Annotated in this window: 17 protein-coding genes and 2 pseudogenes; 14 read left to right on the forward strand and 5 right to left on the reverse strand. The window is 46.6% G+C overall.

What is annotated here, in order from left to right:
- Positions 1–68: 68 nt before the first annotated feature.
- On the forward strand, positions 69–1109 hold the full coding sequence (locus tag HII30_RS13080; RefSeq protein ID WP_211184578.1) for a LacI family DNA-binding transcriptional regulator: 1041 nt from the start codon (positions 69–71) through the stop codon (positions 1107–1109).
- 100 nt (positions 1110–1209) lie between these two features.
- Here HII30_RS13080 and HII30_RS13085 read toward each other — a convergent pair whose 3' ends face one another.
- Positions 1210–2238 (reverse strand): acyltransferase family protein, encoded by a 1029-nt coding sequence (locus tag HII30_RS13085; RefSeq protein ID WP_169505490.1) that lies wholly within the window; start codon positions 2236–2238, stop codon positions 1210–1212.
- A gap of 125 nt (positions 2239–2363) precedes the next feature.
- Between HII30_RS13085 and galU the strand changes: the two genes are divergently transcribed.
- From galU to HII30_RS13105, 4 genes are all read left to right on the forward strand, one after another.
- Positions 2364–3227, forward strand: a complete 864-nt coding sequence (gene galU, locus HII30_RS13090) for a UTP--glucose-1-phosphate uridylyltransferase GalU (protein WP_169505491.1) — start codon at positions 2364–2366, stop codon at positions 3225–3227.
- Positions 3228–3278: 51 nt separating this feature from the next.
- Positions 3279–3464, forward strand: coding sequence for a hypothetical protein (locus HII30_RS13095; RefSeq protein WP_169505492.1), 186 nt, complete (start codon positions 3279–3281; stop codon positions 3462–3464).
- A 56-nt stretch (positions 3465–3520) separates the two neighbouring features.
- Positions 3521–4003 (forward strand): hypothetical protein, encoded by a 483-nt coding sequence (locus HII30_RS13100; protein ID WP_169505493.1) that lies wholly within the window; start codon positions 3521–3523, stop codon positions 4001–4003.
- 202 nt (positions 4004–4205) lie between these two features.
- Complete coding sequence (locus tag HII30_RS13105; protein ID WP_169505494.1) at positions 4206–6296, forward strand: hypothetical protein; 2091 nt, start codon at positions 4206–4208, stop codon at positions 6294–6296.
- Between the two features lie 341 nt (positions 6297–6637).
- Here the strand turns inward: HII30_RS13105 and HII30_RS13110 are convergent, their stop codons facing one another.
- On the reverse strand, positions 6638–7528 hold the full coding sequence (locus HII30_RS13110; protein ID WP_169505495.1) for a LysR substrate-binding domain-containing protein: 891 nt from the start codon (positions 7526–7528) through the stop codon (positions 6638–6640).
- Between the two features lie 157 nt (positions 7529–7685).
- On the opposite strand from HII30_RS13110, the gene HII30_RS13115 reads away from it, so the two are divergent.
- The 6 genes and pseudogenes from HII30_RS13115 (at position 7686) to HII30_RS21645 (ending at position 13316) form a co-directional block, all read left to right on the forward strand.
- Entirely contained in the window at positions 7686–8540 is an 855-nt protein-coding gene (locus HII30_RS13115; protein WP_169505496.1) for an alpha/beta fold hydrolase, read from the forward strand.
- Positions 8541–8691: 151 nt separating this feature from the next.
- Positions 8692–10047 (forward strand): pre-toxin TG domain-containing protein, encoded by a 1356-nt coding sequence (locus HII30_RS13120; RefSeq protein ID WP_169505497.1) that lies wholly within the window; start codon positions 8692–8694, stop codon positions 10045–10047.
- Positions 10048–10055: 8 nt separating this feature from the next.
- On the forward strand, positions 10056–10295 hold the full coding sequence (locus HII30_RS13125) for a DUF1871 family protein (RefSeq protein WP_169505498.1): 240 nt from the start codon (positions 10056–10058) through the stop codon (positions 10293–10295).
- Between the two features lie 422 nt (positions 10296–10717).
- A complete protein-coding gene (locus HII30_RS13130; RefSeq protein WP_169505499.1) occupies positions 10718–11137 on the forward strand; it encodes a hypothetical protein in 420 nt (139 codons plus the stop codon).
- Between the two features lie 1035 nt (positions 11138–12172).
- Positions 12173–13042 (forward strand): annotated as a pseudogene (ltrA, locus tag HII30_RS13135) (group II intron reverse transcriptase/maturase); the annotation flags it as partial.
- Positions 13032–13316 carry a group II intron maturase-specific domain-containing protein gene (locus tag HII30_RS21645; RefSeq protein WP_246246374.1) on the forward strand — a complete coding sequence of 95 codons (285 nt, stop codon included), beginning with the start codon at positions 13032–13034 and terminating at the stop codon, positions 13314–13316. The pseudogene ltrA and the gene HII30_RS21645, both read left to right, overlap by 11 nt.
- A gap of 139 nt (positions 13317–13455) precedes the next feature.
- On the opposite strand, the pseudogene HII30_RS13140 reads toward HII30_RS21645, so the two are convergent.
- The 3 genes and pseudogenes from HII30_RS13140 to HII30_RS13150 form a co-directional block, all read right to left on the reverse strand.
- A pseudogene (locus HII30_RS13140) lies at positions 13456–14676 on the reverse strand (IS256 family transposase).
- An 88-nt stretch (positions 14677–14764) separates the two neighbouring features.
- Positions 14765–15346 carry a hypothetical protein gene (locus HII30_RS13145; RefSeq protein WP_211184575.1) on the reverse strand — a complete coding sequence of 194 codons (582 nt, stop codon included), beginning with the start codon at positions 15344–15346 and terminating at the stop codon, positions 14765–14767.
- Complete coding sequence (locus tag HII30_RS13150) at positions 15330–15611, reverse strand: hypothetical protein (protein WP_169505501.1); 282 nt, start codon at positions 15609–15611, stop codon at positions 15330–15332. The genes HII30_RS13145 and HII30_RS13150 overlap by 17 nt, the downstream gene beginning before the upstream one ends.
- Before the next feature lie 101 nt (positions 15612–15712).
- Here HII30_RS13150 and rfbC point away from each other — a divergent pair, with 101 nt between their 5' ends.
- From rfbC to rfbD, 3 genes are read left to right on the forward strand one after another with little or no spacing between them, the layout of a single operon-like run.
- Positions 15713–16258, forward strand: coding sequence for a dTDP-4-dehydrorhamnose 3,5-epimerase (gene rfbC, locus HII30_RS13155; protein ID WP_169505502.1), 546 nt, complete (start codon positions 15713–15715; stop codon positions 16256–16258).
- Between the two features lie 18 nt (positions 16259–16276).
- Positions 16277–17299 (forward strand): dTDP-glucose 4,6-dehydratase, encoded by a 1023-nt coding sequence (gene rfbB / locus HII30_RS13160; RefSeq protein WP_169505503.1) that lies wholly within the window; start codon positions 16277–16279, stop codon positions 17297–17299.
- Positions 17296–18180, forward strand: a complete 885-nt coding sequence (gene rfbD, locus HII30_RS13165; RefSeq protein ID WP_169505504.1) for a dTDP-4-dehydrorhamnose reductase — start codon at positions 17296–17298, stop codon at positions 18178–18180. Before rfbB ends, rfbD begins: the two co-directional genes overlap by 4 nt.
- Positions 18181–18196 lie beyond the last annotated feature (16 nt).

Below are 18196 nucleotides of genomic sequence, written 5' to 3' on the forward strand. Positions count from 1 at the left end.
TCTTGCAAGGCAGACCGTGAAAGCGCATAATATACAAAATGCATAAATTTAACAAATGGGGCACAGCGATGATAAAAGCGACGATTTATGACGTTGCGCGTGAAGCGGGCGTCTCCATTGCCACGGTCTCTCATGTCATCAACGGCAAGGGCAAGATCAGCCGGGAACGGCGTGAAGAAGTGCTGCATATCATGCAGCGCCTGAATTACCGCCCGAACGCGATTGCATCTGCCCTGGCCGGCAAAAAAACCTACACCCTCGGGCTGCTCGTCCCCGACATCTCCAACCCGTTTTTTGCCGAAATTGCACGTTCGGTGGAGGACAGGGGGCATCAGCTCGGATACAGTGTGGTCATTTGCAGCACAGATAATAAGGAAGATAAAGTGAAACGATATGTCAGCCTGCTGAAGCAGAAGCAGGTCGACGGGGTTATCATCGGCACCGGGATTTCGCATGAGGAGCTGCTCGCATCGCTTCAGGATCATGCTATTGCCATTGCGCTCATCGCACGGGATCATCCCGGCTTCGGCGCAAACAGCGTCCGGGTCCATGACCTGGACGGCGGCAGGCTGGCAGCAGATCATCTCATGGATATGGGCCACGACAGGCTTGCGGTACTGGCCGAGAGTGAGCGGGTCACGAGCAGCAGCGAACGGGTAAGCGGGTTTGTTGAAGCTGCCGCGGTTCGGGGACTGAAGGTGCCGGGAGACCGGATCATCTCATGTGAGCCTACGATCGAGGACGGGTACCAGCAGGCCAAGGGCATGCTGGAGAGACCGGACCGTCCGACAGCACTGTTCTGCTGTAATGACCTGCTGGCCATCGGCGCACTGCGTGCGGTCCGCGAGCTGGGGCTGTCCATCCCTGAGGACTGCTCGATCGTCAGCTTTGACGATACCATCCTCGCCAGTGTGACAGACCCGCCGCTGACCGTAATTGCCCAGCCGATTGAGCAGATGGGCCGGCTGGCGGTTGACCTGGTCGTCCGGGATCTGTCGGAGCAGGGTGATCCTGCCGCCCGGCGGATTGTGCTGCCGCCAGAGCTGATTGTCCGCCGCTCGACCGGCTCCGCCCCCGGAACGTTAACCGCACCATGCAGCACCAGGTAACGAGAACTCAACAAAGGCCTTCCCCGGAAGCAGCTGTGCTGCCGCCGCCGGAAAGGCCTTTTTGCTGCCGTGTAGAGCGAATACTTAACTAAAACTAAACTTAAAACTCCTCTTTCTTCCGCACCTCTTTAGATCGCCGCCGAATCCGCTCTTTAAATAGAAAGCCATAGTTTGGCTCGACCAGCCATCCAAAGCCGCGCTTGATCCAGGACGAGGACAGTATGCAGGTTACCGCCACCGCGATTCCGATCAGAAGGATTTTGCCGCCCGTAGAATTGAAAGTCTCAAAATAACCGGCATACAGCATCCCTTTGACCAGAAATCCATGCAGCAGAAAGACATACATGGTGTTGACGCCGAGGTCCGTAAAAGGCTGCCTGGATGATGGGATCAGCGAGAGCACGCACAACCCCATTAATACCGTAAATCCGTAGGTCAGCACCCGGTAGATCCCGGCATACCACATCTCCAGATCCAGCGCCAGGTATGGCATTGCGCCATAAAACCAGCCTGTAGGCAGGATCGGCATCAGCCCGTACAGCAGCACAGCACCAGCGGCGAGCACCAAGAAGGACATGAGCTGCACACGCCGCGTTTTCAACAAGTCCAGCCACTCTCTTTTGAAGAAGAAGCCCAGCATGAAGAAAGGCAAAAAGTACAGCGTGCGCGATATGCTCGCATAATAGTCCACATCAAGCGAATAGCCCAGCATGACAGACATCGATATCGTAATCCACAGCGGGTGCTTGAGGATGAGCAGGTAAGGCAGTAGCATTTTCCACAGCATCATGCTGAACATGAACCACAGAATCCAGTACGGATAAAAATAGGTGAAATCCAGCTTGTCCAGTCCCTGAGTGTAATAATCAAACAACGTGTACAGCGTCTCAAATAGGAAATACGGCACAACGAGGCTGGATACGAGCTGTACGTAGTATTTTGGGTAACGGATGTTTTTGGAGAAGTAACCGGCTGTAAAAATAAACAGCGGCATATGAAACGAATAGATCCATTGGTAAAGTGTTCCGACCGTGCGTTCGGTGTTAAAAGGCTCGATGAAATGCCCCGTGACGACCAGCAGAATCAGAATGAATTTGAGGTTATCAAAATAGAGGTCCCGCTCTTTCATGATGAAATTCTCCTTTGGTCTGCGTCAGCCTGAGGCGGCCGCTCTTTCATCCAGTATACCAGCACAACATCCCCATGATACAATGTCACCAACTGGAAAACCTACGAAACGGAGACTGAAAACCTATGCATATACGAAAAGCGATTATCCCCGCTGCGGGGCTCGGCACGCGCTTCCTGCCTGCTACCAAGGCGATGCCAAAAGAGATGCTGCCCATTGTGGACAAGCCGACCATTCAATACATTATTGAAGAAGCCGTCGCATCCGGGATTGAAGATATTATTATCGTGACAGGTAAGGGGAAGCGGGCGATTGAGGACCATTTTGACTCCTCTTTTGAGCTGGAACACAACCTCGCAGAACAAGGGAAATGGGGCCTGCTGGAGCAGGTGCGGCGCCCTTCTGAAATGGCAGACATTCACTACATCCGGCAAAAAGAGCCCAAAGGTCTTGGACACGCCATCTGGTGTGCGCGCAAATTTATCGGCGATGAGCCGTTTGCCGTCCTGCTGGGTGACGATATCGTCGAATCCCGGGTGCCCTGCCTGAAGCAGATGATGGACGTCTATGATCACTACGGCAGTGCTATTGTGGGTGTGCAGCCTGTACCGTGGGAGCAAGTAGGGCGCTATGGCATCGTGGACGGACGTCTGCTGAAAGAGAGAATCTACGAAACCGTAAGGCTGATAGAGAAGCCGCTGCGCGAGGAGGCTCCGTCAAATCTGGCGATTATGGGACGGTATATTCTGCCGCCGGATATTTTTGAGATTCTGGAGGCTCAGGAAGCCGGTAAGAACGGAGAGATCCAGCTGACCGATGCCTTGTCCGCCTGGTCGCAGAAGGATCGGATTCTTGCGTACCATTTTGACGGCGTGCGCCATGACGTGGGGGAGAAGCAGGGGTTTATCGAGACGAGCATCCATTATGCGCTGCAGGATGAAGATCTGCGTGAGGGACTGATCGCGTACATGCGTCAGGTGCTGGAGTAAGGTGATATGAAATGAACTTAAAAGTACAGCAATTAGGCAAGGAGCGAAATAATGACTAAGGTGATTAATATTGCTCTACTCGGGGCGATTTTGTATCTTTTGTACTTGGGCTATTTTATATTTTTCGACAAACCTGCATCACTCGCTGGTATTGCTTCACTCTATATAAAAATGGGGTATGCCTATCTTGCGCTGTTCATCATATTAATTTTAAAAATTAATATAAAAAGAAAATAGCTATTTTGATCTCGCTGCCCTCGTCTAACTTAGAAAAGAGGTTGAAAGAGGTACCCATGAAAAAAGTCATCTATATCCTGCTTATCCCCATAATCGTGCTTGTCGTACTGCTAGTACAATATTACACGGACATAATCATTGGGATAACCAATGAGGATATTGCCAAATTCATCAAGCAGCACAATATCCAGGACGCATACGTAAAAGAAGCAGATGCCAACAAATATTTTATCTTCAGCAAGAAGAGAGTTTTTGTTTATGAGGGAGATAAGTATAGTGAAACAAAAGATATTGTGAAGAACGATATCACCTTTGGAGGACTCCAAAAAGGAAATGTCGGCTTGATGATTGAAAACGAGGACGTTCTGCAAGATGCGAATATGTACACGATAACCATCGATCAGGAGCCACAATATTACGAGTACAGCGGTGAAAAATACGTCATCGTACAGGATGAACGCATCTGGAATCCCACACCCGAACTCACACTGCGTTTTACAGACCGTCTGGGTAATATTTTATATGAAGAAACGTTATGAAGATCCTGGCCTCACATATGAGCCATTCCCCTGCGAATAAAGGGTCCTCAAGGTCCTCTTTCTTCTATCAATCCCATATTATATAATAATTCCAATAGGATAAAGCTCTCAATCACCATGAAGCATCTCGAAGTAGGCATCGTCTAGTTTGGGATGCTTTCTGTGGTTTTTATTTTGAAATTTTTGACTGTGGAGGCAGGTTATGAAAAATAAATGGGCTGGCAGACTTATAGGTTTTATGGCTGACGATGATATAAAAATCGAACAGGGGGATCGATTCAAGTCTGTGATGATGAAGCAGATGTCTGAACCCTTTCCATACCGGCAACTCGGCCTATTATTAACTGAACTATCCGACCGGCAAAAGAGGCTTCTAACCGATATACTGAACATTAAAATAAAAGCACCCTCGGATCAGCCTTTTCCGGACGCTACTCTGATCCAGCTGCTGCGACTACGCATCGCGAAAGGTCAGAACAAAGCCAAGGCTATTCAGGCGATTTTCACGATCATCCTTCCTTTATTCAAGGACGCCGATCACATCACTGCGGAAGAACATCTGACAGCCGAAAGCCACTGGGTACAGGAGTATGGAAAATGGCATTATTATTGGTCCCTGCGTTTTTTTCCTGATGAGCATGAGGCCATCCAGCAAAGGTTACATGAGATGGACGCCGAGCAGGTGGACCCCGTGAAGAAGCATCCGGATCTCCAGTCAGCGGCAAGCCTGATTGCCAGCACCAGAGAGAGCATAGAACCCGCTAAGGAAAAAGCAGAACCCGTGAAAGATAAAGAAAAAGCACTTGTCGCCAGAGAGCGGGACCTTCGCCAGAAAGCCGAGCTGGAGTCTGAAAGGCTTCGCAAACAAATCAAAGAGCTGGAGAAAAGCCATCAGCGTCTCTCTCATGAGCATCATGACCTGGAGAGCCAATACCGGGAACAGCACAAGAAGCTGCGCGAACTGGAGGAACAATATGATTCGGAGAAAAAGAGAGTCTATTCGCTTGAGCGCGCCAAAGTCCAGGTAGAGGGTGAATTACGGCACTCCAGCAGAATGATTCAGCAGCTGCAGCATAACGAGCAGAACCTCAAAGCCCAAAGTGATGAGCTGGTCCTGCAGCTGAAGACCAAAGTGAAATCGCTGGAGCATGAGAAGAAAAGCCCGCCCAAGCCGGCAGCTGCCCTGCAGCATATAACTGATATTTTGCATGCAGATGCAGAGCGTTATTTTGCAGTATTACGGGAGAAGCAGGAGCTGGAGGGCAAGGATGACATTCGCAAGAGAATCAGTGACTCCATGCTGTTGGTCAATGCGTTAGAGTCTTATTTTCAAAAAATGGATGATATCGTATCCCCTGCATTCCCTCAATCCCCTGCGCCTGCGGCCCATCAGCCGGAGCTTGAGAAAGAGACGCCAACACCAGATCCCTTGAAGGATAAGGTCACAGAGGGTGCAGAGGAGTCTCCCAAAAGCCAGGAAGAGCGCAATGACCATTACTCCGGTACCTTCTACCGCAGAGATCACGGGGGCTATATCGTGCTGGAGAACCACGAGACCTTTAATATTACAGAGTCCATGGTGAACAGTATCGGATTAGAGCATGAAGCAGAAGTGCAGTGTGATCCTCAGCAGCGGGAGGACGGATCTTCCTCCTACTATATTCGCTTGCTGCTCCAAGGAGATGATGCCCGCGCGCCGATCCAGCAGTTTATGGGATATGTGGAGTTAGGCGAGCATTTTACATACTACTGTGTGGACATGAACAACCCGGAGCTTCGTTTTCCGATTCATGAGAAAGATGTTGCCATGCAGGAGCCCAAGGATGGGGACCCTTGTCTCTTTAATGTGGCCATTGACGGAAGATATGCCAGGCTGTCCAAACTTTTTGGTTCTACCGAGATGCAGCACACAGAATCTTCTTTAAAAATAAAGTCCACTACTCGTCCCAAAGTCACGAAACACGAGGAAACGAACCGCTATCTGGAGGGCTGCACCATCGTTATTATTGGCGGGTTAGCCAAATGGTTTGAATCTGTCGTGACCGAGACGGGCGCAGCCCTTGTCCATGACACCGGGCGAAACCCAGACCGCGTACACCCGCATCTTCGCCGCGCGAATGCATTGTTCATGCTGCTCACCGCCAATTCGCATGAGGCTACCGTCAGCTGCGTTCCCATTGCTAAGGAACATGGAGTTCCCCATTTCAAGATAGAGGGATCGAAATCCAATCTGCGGAAGCAGCTGTGGGATAACCGGGAGCTGATCAGGAATCGTCCTTCTCATGTGCAGTGAGATATTTTGAGCCTACGCCTCATAAAAAAGGATATGTTCATTCTTTCAAGTTGTTGCCACATCCTTTTTCTAGTATAGAAGAATATAGTATGTACAGGCATAGGATTTACTTGGCCCAACAATGGATTGAAAAAGTTCTTTGAAATGGTGAATGTTGATTCAAAAAGATAAAAGAAAGGCATGTGAAGGTGACCGAGTGAATGCGGTAACGGATCTAACGGACATACAGTCCGTTAGAGTTAGCGGAGGTGACAAGTGATTCGGGAGATGCAACAGCGGTCACAAGAAACTTGCCATCGCAGCCATCCAGAACGGTAACTTTTAACTTCAGTCTATATAAATCAAGGATTTAAGAAACGCAGCATTTCAGATTGAAAGCTTTTCGCAGTAAAACCGAGCTCACGATTTTTATGAACAATGAGTCCATGCGAGAAACTCATTTTGGAATGAAACGGAAGCATCTTTAATTTGCCATTTTCCAGCTCGGTGTTGATCGCGATTTCAGGGACTAAGGCAAACCCTTTTCCACAGCTCACGTACTGTTTAATCATCTCAAGACTAGGCAGCTCCAGCGCATCCTTAACCGTAATACCTGCATTATTCAAAACCTCTACAGCAGATGTATGGTACAAACAAGAGGTGCCGCTGCTGATGAAAAGCTCGTCGTTCAGAATCTGAACCCCGGATTTTCTCACTTTCCGGTCTACATCCTCAGAGGCAGCAAAAACAATCGTCTCTTCCAGAAGCGGATAGAACAGAATATCATGGCGATCCGGATTCTGAGGAACAATTCCAAAATCCAGCTCAAAATCGAGTACACCCTTTAGGATGTCTTGATAAGATCCTTGCTCTATACGTAAATCCACGCCTGGATTCTTTCTTGTGTATTTCTGTACAAACGGAAGCATCCGTGTAAGAAAAAAAGACTCCTGTGTTCTAAGGCGTATCGTTCCGCGGGGCTGATCCAGTGCATGCATACTTTCTTCAAGAGATTCAACGAAATGAACATACTGATATGCATATTTGGAAAATACCTTTCCCGCCTCCGTAAGCTCAATCCCTCGCGGATAGCGATGAAACAATTTCTGTCCGCTTATTTTTTCTAACTGCTGGATATGTGTGGTCACTGTGGATTGAACATAACCTAGACGATCTGCAGCTCGACTGAAGCTTTTTTCTTCAAGTAACGCAATGAACGCCAGAAAAAGACGCCCTTCTAATGCATCGATCACATCGATCACCCTTTGGTATTTCAATTTGGAATAGCAGTGATTCAATATATTCGTTAGTCAAATATGTACTTTCAGTATACGATAACTGTAGTTCAAAACCAATGACCATAACGCCATCCAATTACACAGAATTAAATATGAGAGGGAGATGTAAAAGATGAAGATTAGCTATCATCAGCAAAAGGTTGGAGATGTCGAGGTTTTTTATCGTGAAGCTGGCCCTAAGGACGGACAAGTAATTTTATTATTACATGGGTTTCCATCCTCAAGTCATATGTTTCGCGACCTCATTCCCAAGCTGGCAGAACATTACCGTGTCATCGCCCCTGATCTTGCTGGATTCGGTCATACAACCACTCCGCCGCGCAGTCAATTCGACTTCACGTTCAACAGCCTGTTCCAAGTTGTAGAGGGTTTTACTGAAGCATTATCTCTCAAACAGTATGTGCTTTATGTATTTGATTATGGTGCACCTGTTGGTTACCGTTTGGCAGCAGCTCATCCGGATAGAGTTCAAGCCATTATTAGTCAGAATGGGAATGCTTATGTTGAGGGATTTAGTGACGCATGGGGATCCTGGGAGAGGTATTGGCATTCTCCAACACCTGATAATCGAGAGGCATGCCGCGACTCCTTAACCGCTGAGACCATTCGTAACTTTCAGTATCTGCATGGAGCGGATACCAGCCTGGTTTCACCAGACGGGTATTATCTCGATATTGCTTACATGTCGCGGCCGGAAGCTGAAGAAATCCAGCTGGACTTGATTCTTGATTATAGAACAAATGTGGCGCTTTATCCTGAATTTCAGGCTTATTTCCGTAAGTATCAGCCTAAGCTTTTAGCCGTATGGGGTAAAAACGATCCTGCCTTCCTCCCCGCCGGAGCTGAAGCTTACAAGCGTGATATTCCATCTGCAGAAGTTCATTTACTGGATACAGGGCATTTCGCTCTTGAAACACATGTTGAAGAGATCAGTGAGCTTATTTTGCGATTTTTAGAAAAATGTTAATTGAAAAGATATAGCATCTAAACCTTGATTGGCATCGTGCCTTTCAAGGTTTTTTGGGGAATTTTGGAATGAATGAGGACTTTATACCCTTTTCCGGTTAATAGTAGATATGGTAAAAAGATAGTTATCTAACTTACGGCGAGGTTATGAGATGTCCAGAATATTGGTTCCACCTGAGGTGCTGCTGCAGGTAGCGGAGCAGTTTGAACGTGGTGCCCTTCATTTGGAGGGCATGAATAAAGCGCTAAACCACAGCTTGTCCCAAATGTCGGGCGAGTGGGACGGAATGACCCGTGAGCGATTTTATGGTGATTTCCAGCGTGCAGTCCGTGAGATGAATCAGACGCTGGAGCATATGCACCAGGTTCATGTCGAATTGAAACGTGCGGCGATTAAGTTCAAGATTCTTGATGGCAGCTTGGATCCAAATTGTGTGAATCCGGAGCTGCTGCCAAGACCGGAGGAAGTATCGCGGCCGGGAGACGGAGGGCAGGCAGCAGATGATGCCAAGTCCCCTGACCATACTCTGCTGTTTACAGATCGGGATGGTCAGACCGTGGCGGAATTCAGCAGCTCGTCCAAGCTGGAGGACCTGATTGGCGAGTATCAGGAAGATGACGAAGGGAACGTTACTTTTGAAGGACAGAACGGATCCCGACTTTCCGTTAACACCGGCAATTTAGATCAGCTGCTAGAGCAGTACAAGAACCAGAAAGAGTTTTTCACAAGACCAGAAATTTTGTACAGCCCTCGGAGGAGCACGGCGGATTTTCTACAGTATGCTTTGGATGAAGGCTATGACCCGGTCACCTTCGAGCGGATGGGTGATTCACCGAATCCCGATGCTCAGAATTTTGTGAACTTTAACCGGATGAAAGGTGAAGTTAACTTTAAGGTGTACTATGAACCCATTCATAAGACAATCCGCGATACAGCAGATACGGGGCTGAATATGATCCCTGTGGTCGGTACGATAAAAGGAGCCGTGGAACTCTATACCGGCAGAAGTATGGTGACAAATGAAGAACTTTCGAACGTGCAGAAAGGTGTTACTATAGTCTCTATGCTTCCGTTCGCAGGCGCCGCCAGACCTATAGGGAAATTGTTCAAGGGAGCGGGTAAAGGAGTTAAGGTTGGCGAAGGGGCCGCGCAAGCGGGCAAGCATGTGGATGAAGTGGCTGAGGGTGTGGAAACTCTTGCAAAGATCGGGGATGACTTTGGAAAAGCAGGTGAACTGGTAGAAAATCCAGGAACCAAAATTGATTGGTCGAAGGTTTCTTCCCATGGTATGGAGAGGATGAATGAACGTGGTGTGACAAAAGAAATGGCAGAATTGTGGGTCGAAAATGGCAAGGCACTTTCACAGAATAATGGAAAAAAACATCTGTTTTTCTCTGAGGAAGGCGCGGCGGTTGTCGCCAACGATGGGACGCTTGTTACTGTTATTCCAAAGAGCAAATATGATGATGCTTATAAGGCATTGTCAAAATCATTGTTCGGGAGGTAAGGCAACAAATGAGAGATCATATCATTCAAATAATTAACGAATGGAATCCAGTAGATATTAATCCATTGCTGGAAGATGAATATTTATCTGAGTCGCAAAAAGTGTATGAAGCAGCAAGTTGCACTAGTACTGTCAATGAACTAGCAAATGTAGTATTCAATATATTCGAAAAATCCTTTGGGAAGGAGTTCGATAAATCTATCAAGGAATGTAGAATCATCGCGGAGAAGATTATAATCTTAAAATAAAATAAATTGGTGGGAGCTACCGAGTGTAACGAGTTGATGAGTTGAGGTAACATTTCTTTTGTCTGGAGACCGAGAGAAAAGTCTTACCGGTACCAAATAAAACCACTGTCGAAGTGGAAATCTACAATCTTGTTACGGGTTATATCACGGACGACTGTCGACCCAAGAAAGATTTCCATTATTTGATATTAATTTGCAGACTTATCTATGGTAGCAGATACTCTGTTCAGAATATTAACAGAGTATGAAGGTGTAGAAATCGTATTAGAGTGGGATTTCAATTGAAAAAATTAGCATCTAAAACCTTGATTAGCTTTATGGCTTTCAAGGATTATTTTTGGAATTAGTAGGTGTGTCAGTAGAAGCAGGCTAATTATGATGAACGCCTGGATTTGAACCAATAAATTAGAGGAGGGGGATTTGTGAAATATGAACAATTTGACAAATTAATAACTGAAATGTCTGGAGAGAATGCTTCAGATGATTATTGGTATGATGTTGGAATAAATGATGCGTTGATGTTATTGGAACAATTTTCTGAACTGGATTGGAAAGTGCTCATGGACAATATAATAGATAAGTCCATAGAGTGGCAAAAAAGAGTAGTGTATTGCTTTGGAGAGGATAATGATGCAAGGGAAATAAATATAGTATTATCACTTATAGATACTACAGACAAAGAACTATTTGAAATGTGCATTGATTCTTTAAGATTTTTGATTAGTGATAAAAATAAAGATTTTATAATAAATAACAATGAACTTATGGAGAAATTAATAGTTATGGCATCGCTTGATAATATGTCAGGTAAGAATTGCAGGGAGTTTCTTAATAAATTGTAATAGAGAATGTAATGTTCAAGTATAGTTATCAATGCCAATAAAAAACTCTATGAGATCACCAAGAGGTAGAGTTTCTTTGCAGAAGATTGGTAATCGGAGATCCATGAACATTATATACAACCTATCCCTGAGTCATCTCATACGATTGCTTTGGTTAAGGTTAAAGAAAAAGAAGATGATTACACGCTTATATGTATCATTGAAGAACTTAAACTAAGCATTACGCTTGAGTTCGAAAAGTAAATCAGTGTAGAAATCGATACCATGTTACGTATAAAAGGTAATTTAACAATGGAAATATGTTAAATTACCAAGAACCAGAATCTAACACTAAAAAAAGGACAGCCGCCGCAGTATAGCTGCGAAAGCTGTCCTTGGGTCTGTCAATAAGTTTGTGTAGTGCGGCCGGGCAAGGTCGCTAATTCTAGTGGGTGAGAGTCCCATCAGGATAAAGCCTAACCAGCCATCCTGTAGCTAGTTCTTGGAGGCGATCCGGTAACGGATAGCTTTAAGCGTAGAACGGCAAAGTAGCGGGCCGAAAGCGTAAGCTGAAGTGATTGAGCCTCGAAAAATTAGTCGAGATTGGCCGATGTAGTTACACATACAGAAGGCAAAACTTGTTCAAGCGCAATGGTGAGTTTGAACAGGCGCTCCGGGGTCTAAGAGCTTGGCACGTTATAAATCGAGAATTAGCGGTAACCCGGGAGACCCTATCTTTCCCTAGAACCACTGGGTATGCCGTACAAGCGAAAACCAAGCAAGGAAAGCAAATGAGAGATAGGGAGTCGGATAGCTAAGTAGTATCGATGAAGCTGCGTAATGGCAGTGGAGAAAAGGAAGCTGCATCTGAAGACCTTGGCAAAGGACACAATTCCCACACTCAGAGGTGGAAGCGAATTGGAAACAAAACTTGTTAAGATAGCACAATTAGCAAAAGATCGACCCAAAGAACAGTTTACGAGCCTAATCCACCTTCTGGACGAGGAAGCATTGTACATGTGCCACCAAGAACTGAAAGGGAACAAAGCTGTGGGAATGGATGAAGTTACGAAAGCGCGATACGAGGAGAATCTGTGCATGAATTTAAAGAATCTGCATCATTCCTTGCGCCAAATGGCTTACAAACCTCAACCCGTCAGGCGAGTGTATATCCCTAAGCCTGGAAGCAAGAAGATGAGACCGCTGGGTATCCCAGCCTACGAAGATAAGATTGTTCAGCTGGGAGTGAGTAAAATCCTGTCTGCCATATACGAACAGGACTTTCTGAACTCTTCATTTGGATTTCGACCAGGGCTTGGTTGTCACGACGCATTGCGAATGTTAAATACGACGATCATGACGAAGAAAACGAACTGGGTTGTGGATGCGGATATATCTGGTTTCTTTGACCATGTGGATCATAGCTGGATGATGAAATGCCTGGAGGTTCGTATCAAGGACTGCAAACTGTTGCAACTGATACAGCGTATGCTCAAAGCTGGCATGATGGAGGAAGGAGTCCTTCGGCAAACCGAACAAGGTACGCCTCAGGGAGGAATCATCTCCCCCGTGCTCGCTAATGTCTATCTACACTACGTACTGGACTTATGGTTTGAGAAACGAATGAAGAAGCAATACAGAGGCCAGACCCACATGGTTCGTTACGCGGATGATTTTGTGTGTTGTTTCCAATCTGAAGGCGAAGCTCAAAATTTTTATCTGCAACTTAAGGATAGGCTCAAAAAGTTCAACCTGGAGATAGCACCAGAAAAGAGCAAGATTATAGAATTTGGCCAATTTGCTGCACAAAACAAAGGGAACAGAGGAGAGGGCAAGCCGGAGACATTCGATTTTCTAGGATTTACCCACTATTGTGGGAAAAGTCGAAACGGAATTTCAAGCCGCCCTCAATCGAATGAAAGCATGGATAAAGGCCAATCGAACCCTGCCGGTCAAATCACTCATAGATCAGCTCAAAGCAAAACTCACTGGACACTACAGGTACTACGGCATCACAGACAATGGTCCAATGCTGTCGAGATACTGGTACGGTACAATGAGATTGCTATTTAAATGGTTGAACCGAAGAAGCCAACGGAATAGCTATACCTGGGACAAGTTCTTATTGCTAATGGAAGCCAATCCACTACCCAAACCAAGGATTTATTCGAGTGTGTTTGGCGGAAAGGCCCTTGTGTGAAACTTCCGATGAGGAGCCGTGTGCGTAAATAGCGCAAGCACGGTTCTGCGAGGGGGGAGCGTACAATCCTGTAAGGAAAGGCGCTCTTCTACTCTACAACTCTAAATCAAGAATACCCCTGTTAAGAGAAGGTGGCTCTTTAGGGCAAGTGCTGGCCAATCCGTTCAGGATAAAACACGGATAATTGAAGCAGGATCTGGCCCCAGTTTTGGACTCGGCCTGTCCACTTGCGAGTAACATCGACCGTCATTAGATAGAGCATTTTGAGAAGAGATTCATCCGTAGGGGAGATGCTTTTCCCTTTCGTTACTTTACGGAGTTGGCGGTGGTAGCTCTCAATCATATTGGTGGTGTAAATGAGCTTGCGAAGCTCAGGCGGGTACTTAAAGAACGTGGCGAGTTCATCCCAATTGTTGCGCCATGAACGGATAATGAGTGGATACTTGGCGCTCCAAATCTCCTCAAACCGGTCCAACTCCAGCAGAGCCATCTCCTCCGTCATCGCCTTGTAGATCGGTTTTAAATCCGAGGTGACTTTCTTGAGATCTTTGTAGGATACATAACGGGTGGAGTTGCGGATTTGGTGGATGATACATTTTTGGATTTCCGTGCTGGGATAGCATGCTGAAATCGCTTGTGAGAAGCCCGTAAGGTTATCTATACAAGTAATGAGAATGTCCTGAACACCGCGATTCTTCAATTCATTGAGCACACTGAGCCAGAATTTTGCAGACTCATTCTCACCAATCCACATGCCCAGAACGTTTTTGTTTCCATCTAAATCAATGCCAATGACCATGTAAGCGGCCTTGTTGACAATAGCCCCATCCTGTCTCACCTTGAAATGAATGGCATCCAGAAATACCACAGCGTACACGCTCTGGAGGGGGCGATTCTGCCACTCTTTCACCAGAGGGATAATCTTGTTGGTCACGTTAGAGATGAAGGTAGGAGAGACATCGAGACCGTACAGCTGCTGCAGATGGTCCTGAATCTCACGAGTGCTGACGCCTTTGGCATAAAGTGCAATAATTTGGTCTTCAATGCCTGTCACATTGGACTGATGCTTCCTGACCACTAACGGCTCAAACTCACCTTCACGGTCTCGAGGCACCAAAATTTGCTATTCACCATATTCACTGGTGATCTTCTTTTTTCTCTTGCCGTTTCGGCTGTTTGTCGTCTGCTTGCTCTTCACGACATGCTTTTCGTAACCCAAATGCTGGTCCATTTCGGCCTCCAGCATCTCCTGAAGCGTTTCTGCAAACAGATCTTTCAAGGCGTTTTGTGCATCCTGCGCGGTCACCAGATTATTCTCCTTAATGAAAGCTCGCAGCTGCTGTTTATCCCAAGGTCCCATGTGTTCTCCCAACCTTTCTACTATGTTTCATTTTAAAAGTTTTGGGAGTTTACACAATCTATTTTACAGACTCCTGTCCTTCTTTTTTTTAAAATCCGATTTGAGTCCAATTCTGGATCTTTTCTTCAGCGGTCGGATCCACCTGCTTCAGCTTGTTCAGCAGCTCCGGATCTTCTTGGCCCTGCTTTTGCAGAGATGCCAGGTACCATGCAGCAATGTCCTGATGAACCGTCTGGGACAAGTCATCCTGCAGCCCCAACTGAAGTGCCGCAGCAGCCTGTTCCGGCTGATTCATCATAAAGTACATTTTACCGGTGTTCAGGATCATATCCGGAGTGTTTTCAAATGGCCGGCCCTGCATCTGACCTTCAGGCAGTGTTGCCAGATACTTGATACCTTCCTGCACCTTCTCGAATGTGGCTGTACCTTCTCTGAAGTACTTATCTTTTTCCTCCGTACCTCCAGCTCCGAGCGCCTGATAACCGAGTTCCAAAGCCTGGTTGATCATTTTCTCATGCCACTCAATGTCCAAATTGAACTTATACGCATTATCCTTGGGCACTTTATATGCTTTGTCCTGCTCGCCCCGGAGTTCATAGCCCTGCATGAGGCGGTTCAGCATGCCTTTGTTATAAGGCTCGTCTTCGAGTGCATCATTCAAGAGCGCCATCCAGGCGCGTTGTCATATTGTCCGGCAGCAGATTTTTCAGCCCTGTTCCGACCAGCAGGAAGATCAGCAATCCCCCTACTACAACCGAACAGATCGGCAGCCAAAGTCCGGAACCTCTGCGGTCTGTCCATTTGCTAAGCGCTTTTTGCAGAACAGGTGCTACATAGCGCTGAATTGCCCAGCCGATCAGCCCGACAACCACAAAAACGCTAAGGACGTATCCCCAGCCTTTCAGTGCACCACTGCCGCTGAAGCAATCCGGCAACTTCCATGGTGAATTTACCAGACAACTTTACATACATTAGTGACGACGGTGCTGAATATTTTAATTCAAAAGGTTACGGGTAAAGGGAGGGTTAAATAACAATGAACATTACTTCTCTCCATCTTAAAGACGTATTCTATATCGAACCAAAAATTCACAGTGACAGCCGAGGACTTTTTATGGAAAGTTACAACGAAGAGTTGTTTAAAGCTCATGGTATGAAGTACAGGTTTGTACAAGACAATCAATCCTTATCCGTTGAGCCTGGCGTGCTGCGAGGGCTGCACTATCAACTGGGTACTAAAGCGCAAACTAAACTGATCCGGGTTTTGTCCGGGGCGATTTATGATGTTGTGGTCGATCTTCGGAAAGAATCCCCTGGTTTTGGACAATGGGCCGGAGTCATTTTGAGTGAACACAATCATAGACAGCTGCTCGTGCCAAAAGGCTTTGCTCATGGCTTCTACACATTGGTACCGAATACACAAGTGTTGTATAAAGTAGATGAGTACTACTCTCCGGAGCATGATCGAGGTATTTTATGGAATGATCCGGCATTAGGCATCGATTGGCCAACATCCAACCCTGTGCTCTCGGATAAAGATCAACAGCACCCGCTGCTGAAGGATGCGGAATTGAATTTTTGAGTAGGAGGCTGCAGAAGAATGAAACTTCTTGTCACCGGGGGAGCCGGGTTTATTGGCAGTAACTTTGTGCACTATATGCTCAAGCATCATCCAGGCTATGAAATTATCAATATGGATGTTTTAACGTATGCAGGAAATCTGGAGAACTTGAAATCAATAGAGCAGCACCCAGGCTACACATTTGTTCAGGGTGATATCGCAGATCATGATGCCGTAGACCGCGTATTTAAGCAGGGTATAGATGTGGTGGTGAATTTTGCAGCAGAGTCTCACGTGGACCGCAGCATTATGGAACCGGAAATTTTTGTGAATACGAATGTCATGGGTACACAGGTTTTGCTGAATGCGGCTAAAAAATATGGAGTGGCTAAGTTCGTACAGGTTTCTACAGATGAGGTTTACGGATCCCTGGGAGAAACAGGACTATTCACTGAATCAACGCCGCTTTCACCGAATAGTCCATATTCCGCAAGCAAGGCTGGCGGGGATCTGCTGGTTCGTGCGTATCATGAAACTTTCAATTTGCCTGTGAATATTACCCGGTGCTCCAATAACTATGGGCCTTATCAGTTCCCGGAGAAGCTGATTCCGCTCATCATTTCCCGTGCGCTGAGCAATCAGTCGCTGCCTCTATATGGTGATGGACTAAACATTAGAGATTGGCTGTATGTAGAAGATCATTGCAGCGCCATCGATCTGGTAATTCATGAAGGCGTGAATGGTGAGGTATACAATATCGGAGGGAACAATGAACGGACGAATTTTCACATCGTCAAAAGGATTTTGCAGGAGCTGGGCAAACCTGAATCCCTGATTGCCTACGTCAAGGATCGGCCTGGTCATGATCGGCGTTACGGAATTGATCCAAGCAAGATAAAGAAGGAATTGGGCTGGAAGCCCAAGTATAATTTTGAAACGGGAATCAAAGAGACGGTACAATGGTACTTGAATCATGAACAGTGGTGGCTTCGCATACAGTCTAGGCAATACCGAGAGTATATGAATGAAATGTACGGCGACCGCTTGGCAGATAAGCCATGAAAGTGCTGGTAACCGGAGCGGGCGGCCAGCTTGGACAGGATATCGTTTCTGCATATGTTAAATCAGGACATTGTGTTCTTGCCTGCGGCCGCAGCGAGTTGAACATAACCGATTCAGAGCAGTGTCATCGTGTGATATCTTCTTATCAACCGGATTGTATTGTGCATTGCGCAGCCTACACGAATGTGGACGCTGCAGAAAGCGATATTAAGGCTGCATACCGGATTAATGCGGCTGGAACCAGGAACGTAGCCGTGGCAGCGGAAGAGACAGGGGCCAAGCTCATTTATATCAGCACGGATTATGTTTTTGATGGAGCGAGTGAACAGCCTTACTATGAGTACGACAATACAAATCCTCAGAGTGTTTACGGTAAATCCAAGCGGGCTGGCGAACTGCTGGTGCAGTCCTTGTGTTCGAGATGGTTTGTTGTCCGAACTTCTTGGGTGTTTGGACTTCATGGCACCAACTTCGTGAAAACGATGCTGAAGCTGGGACGTGATAAATCACAGCTGCAGGTGGTGAACGATCAAAAAGGCTCGCCGACGTACACGGTGGATTTGGCTAACTTTTTGCTGGAGCTGTCCGGCACCCAACAATACGGGATCTATCATGCCTCCGGCAGCGGCTCGTGCACATGGTATGAATTCACACAGGCTATATTGGAAGAAGCGCAAAAGCATTTGAACTGGCCGGTAACTGCGCGTCTTGAGCCTTGTACTACAGATGAATTCCCGCGGCCCGCACCGCGGCCCAAAAATTCTGTGATGGAGCATATGTCGATCCGAACGAATGGATTCGCCGATTTCCCGCACTGGCGCGAGGCACTAAGACAGTTTTTACAGGCGATGAAGGAACATCCCGGTAATTACAGGATGTAGATCTATACTAAAGCCC

The sequence above is a fragment of the Paenibacillus lemnae genome (genome assembly GCF_012933385.1).
In the GTDB taxonomy this organism is placed as follows: Bacteria; Bacillota; Bacilli; order Paenibacillales; family Paenibacillaceae; genus Paenibacillus_AQ; species Paenibacillus_AQ lemnae.

Bases quoted from the DNA above. Each gene is read 5' to 3' on its own strand.
- HII30_RS13080 (WP_211184578.1), top strand. From the start codon at position 69: ATGATAAAAGCGACGATTTATGACGTTGCGCGTGAAGCGGGCGTCTCC.
- HII30_RS13085 (WP_169505490.1), bottom strand. From the start codon at position 2,238: ATGAAAGAGCGGGACCTCTATTTTGATAACCTCAAATTCATTCTGATT.
- galU (WP_169505491.1), top strand. From the start codon at position 2,364: ATGCATATACGAAAAGCGATTATCCCCGCTGCGGGGCTCGGCACGCGC.
- HII30_RS13095 (WP_169505492.1), top strand. From the start codon at position 3,279: ATGACTAAGGTGATTAATATTGCTCTACTCGGGGCGATTTTGTATCTT.
- HII30_RS13100 (WP_169505493.1), top strand. From the start codon at position 3,521: ATGAAAAAAGTCATCTATATCCTGCTTATCCCCATAATCGTGCTTGTC.
- HII30_RS13105 (WP_169505494.1), top strand. From the start codon at position 4,206: ATGAAAAATAAATGGGCTGGCAGACTTATAGGTTTTATGGCTGACGAT.
- HII30_RS13115 (WP_169505496.1), top strand. From the start codon at position 7,686: ATGAAGATTAGCTATCATCAGCAAAAGGTTGGAGATGTCGAGGTTTTT.
- HII30_RS13120 (WP_169505497.1), top strand. From the start codon at position 8,692: ATGTCCAGAATATTGGTTCCACCTGAGGTGCTGCTGCAGGTAGCGGAG.
- HII30_RS13125 (WP_169505498.1), top strand. From the start codon at position 10,056: ATGAGAGATCATATCATTCAAATAATTAACGAATGGAATCCAGTAGAT.
- HII30_RS21645 (WP_246246374.1), top strand. From the start codon at position 13,032: ATGAAAGCATGGATAAAGGCCAATCGAACCCTGCCGGTCAAATCACTC.
- HII30_RS13145 (WP_211184575.1), bottom strand. From the start codon at position 15,346: ATGGCGCTCTTGAATGATGCACTCGAAGACGAGCCTTATAACAAAGGC.
- rfbC (WP_169505502.1), top strand. From the start codon at position 15,713: ATGAACATTACTTCTCTCCATCTTAAAGACGTATTCTATATCGAACCA.
- rfbB (WP_169505503.1), top strand. From the start codon at position 16,277: ATGAAACTTCTTGTCACCGGGGGAGCCGGGTTTATTGGCAGTAACTTT.
- rfbD (WP_169505504.1), top strand. From the start codon at position 17,296: ATGAAAGTGCTGGTAACCGGAGCGGGCGGCCAGCTTGGACAGGATATC.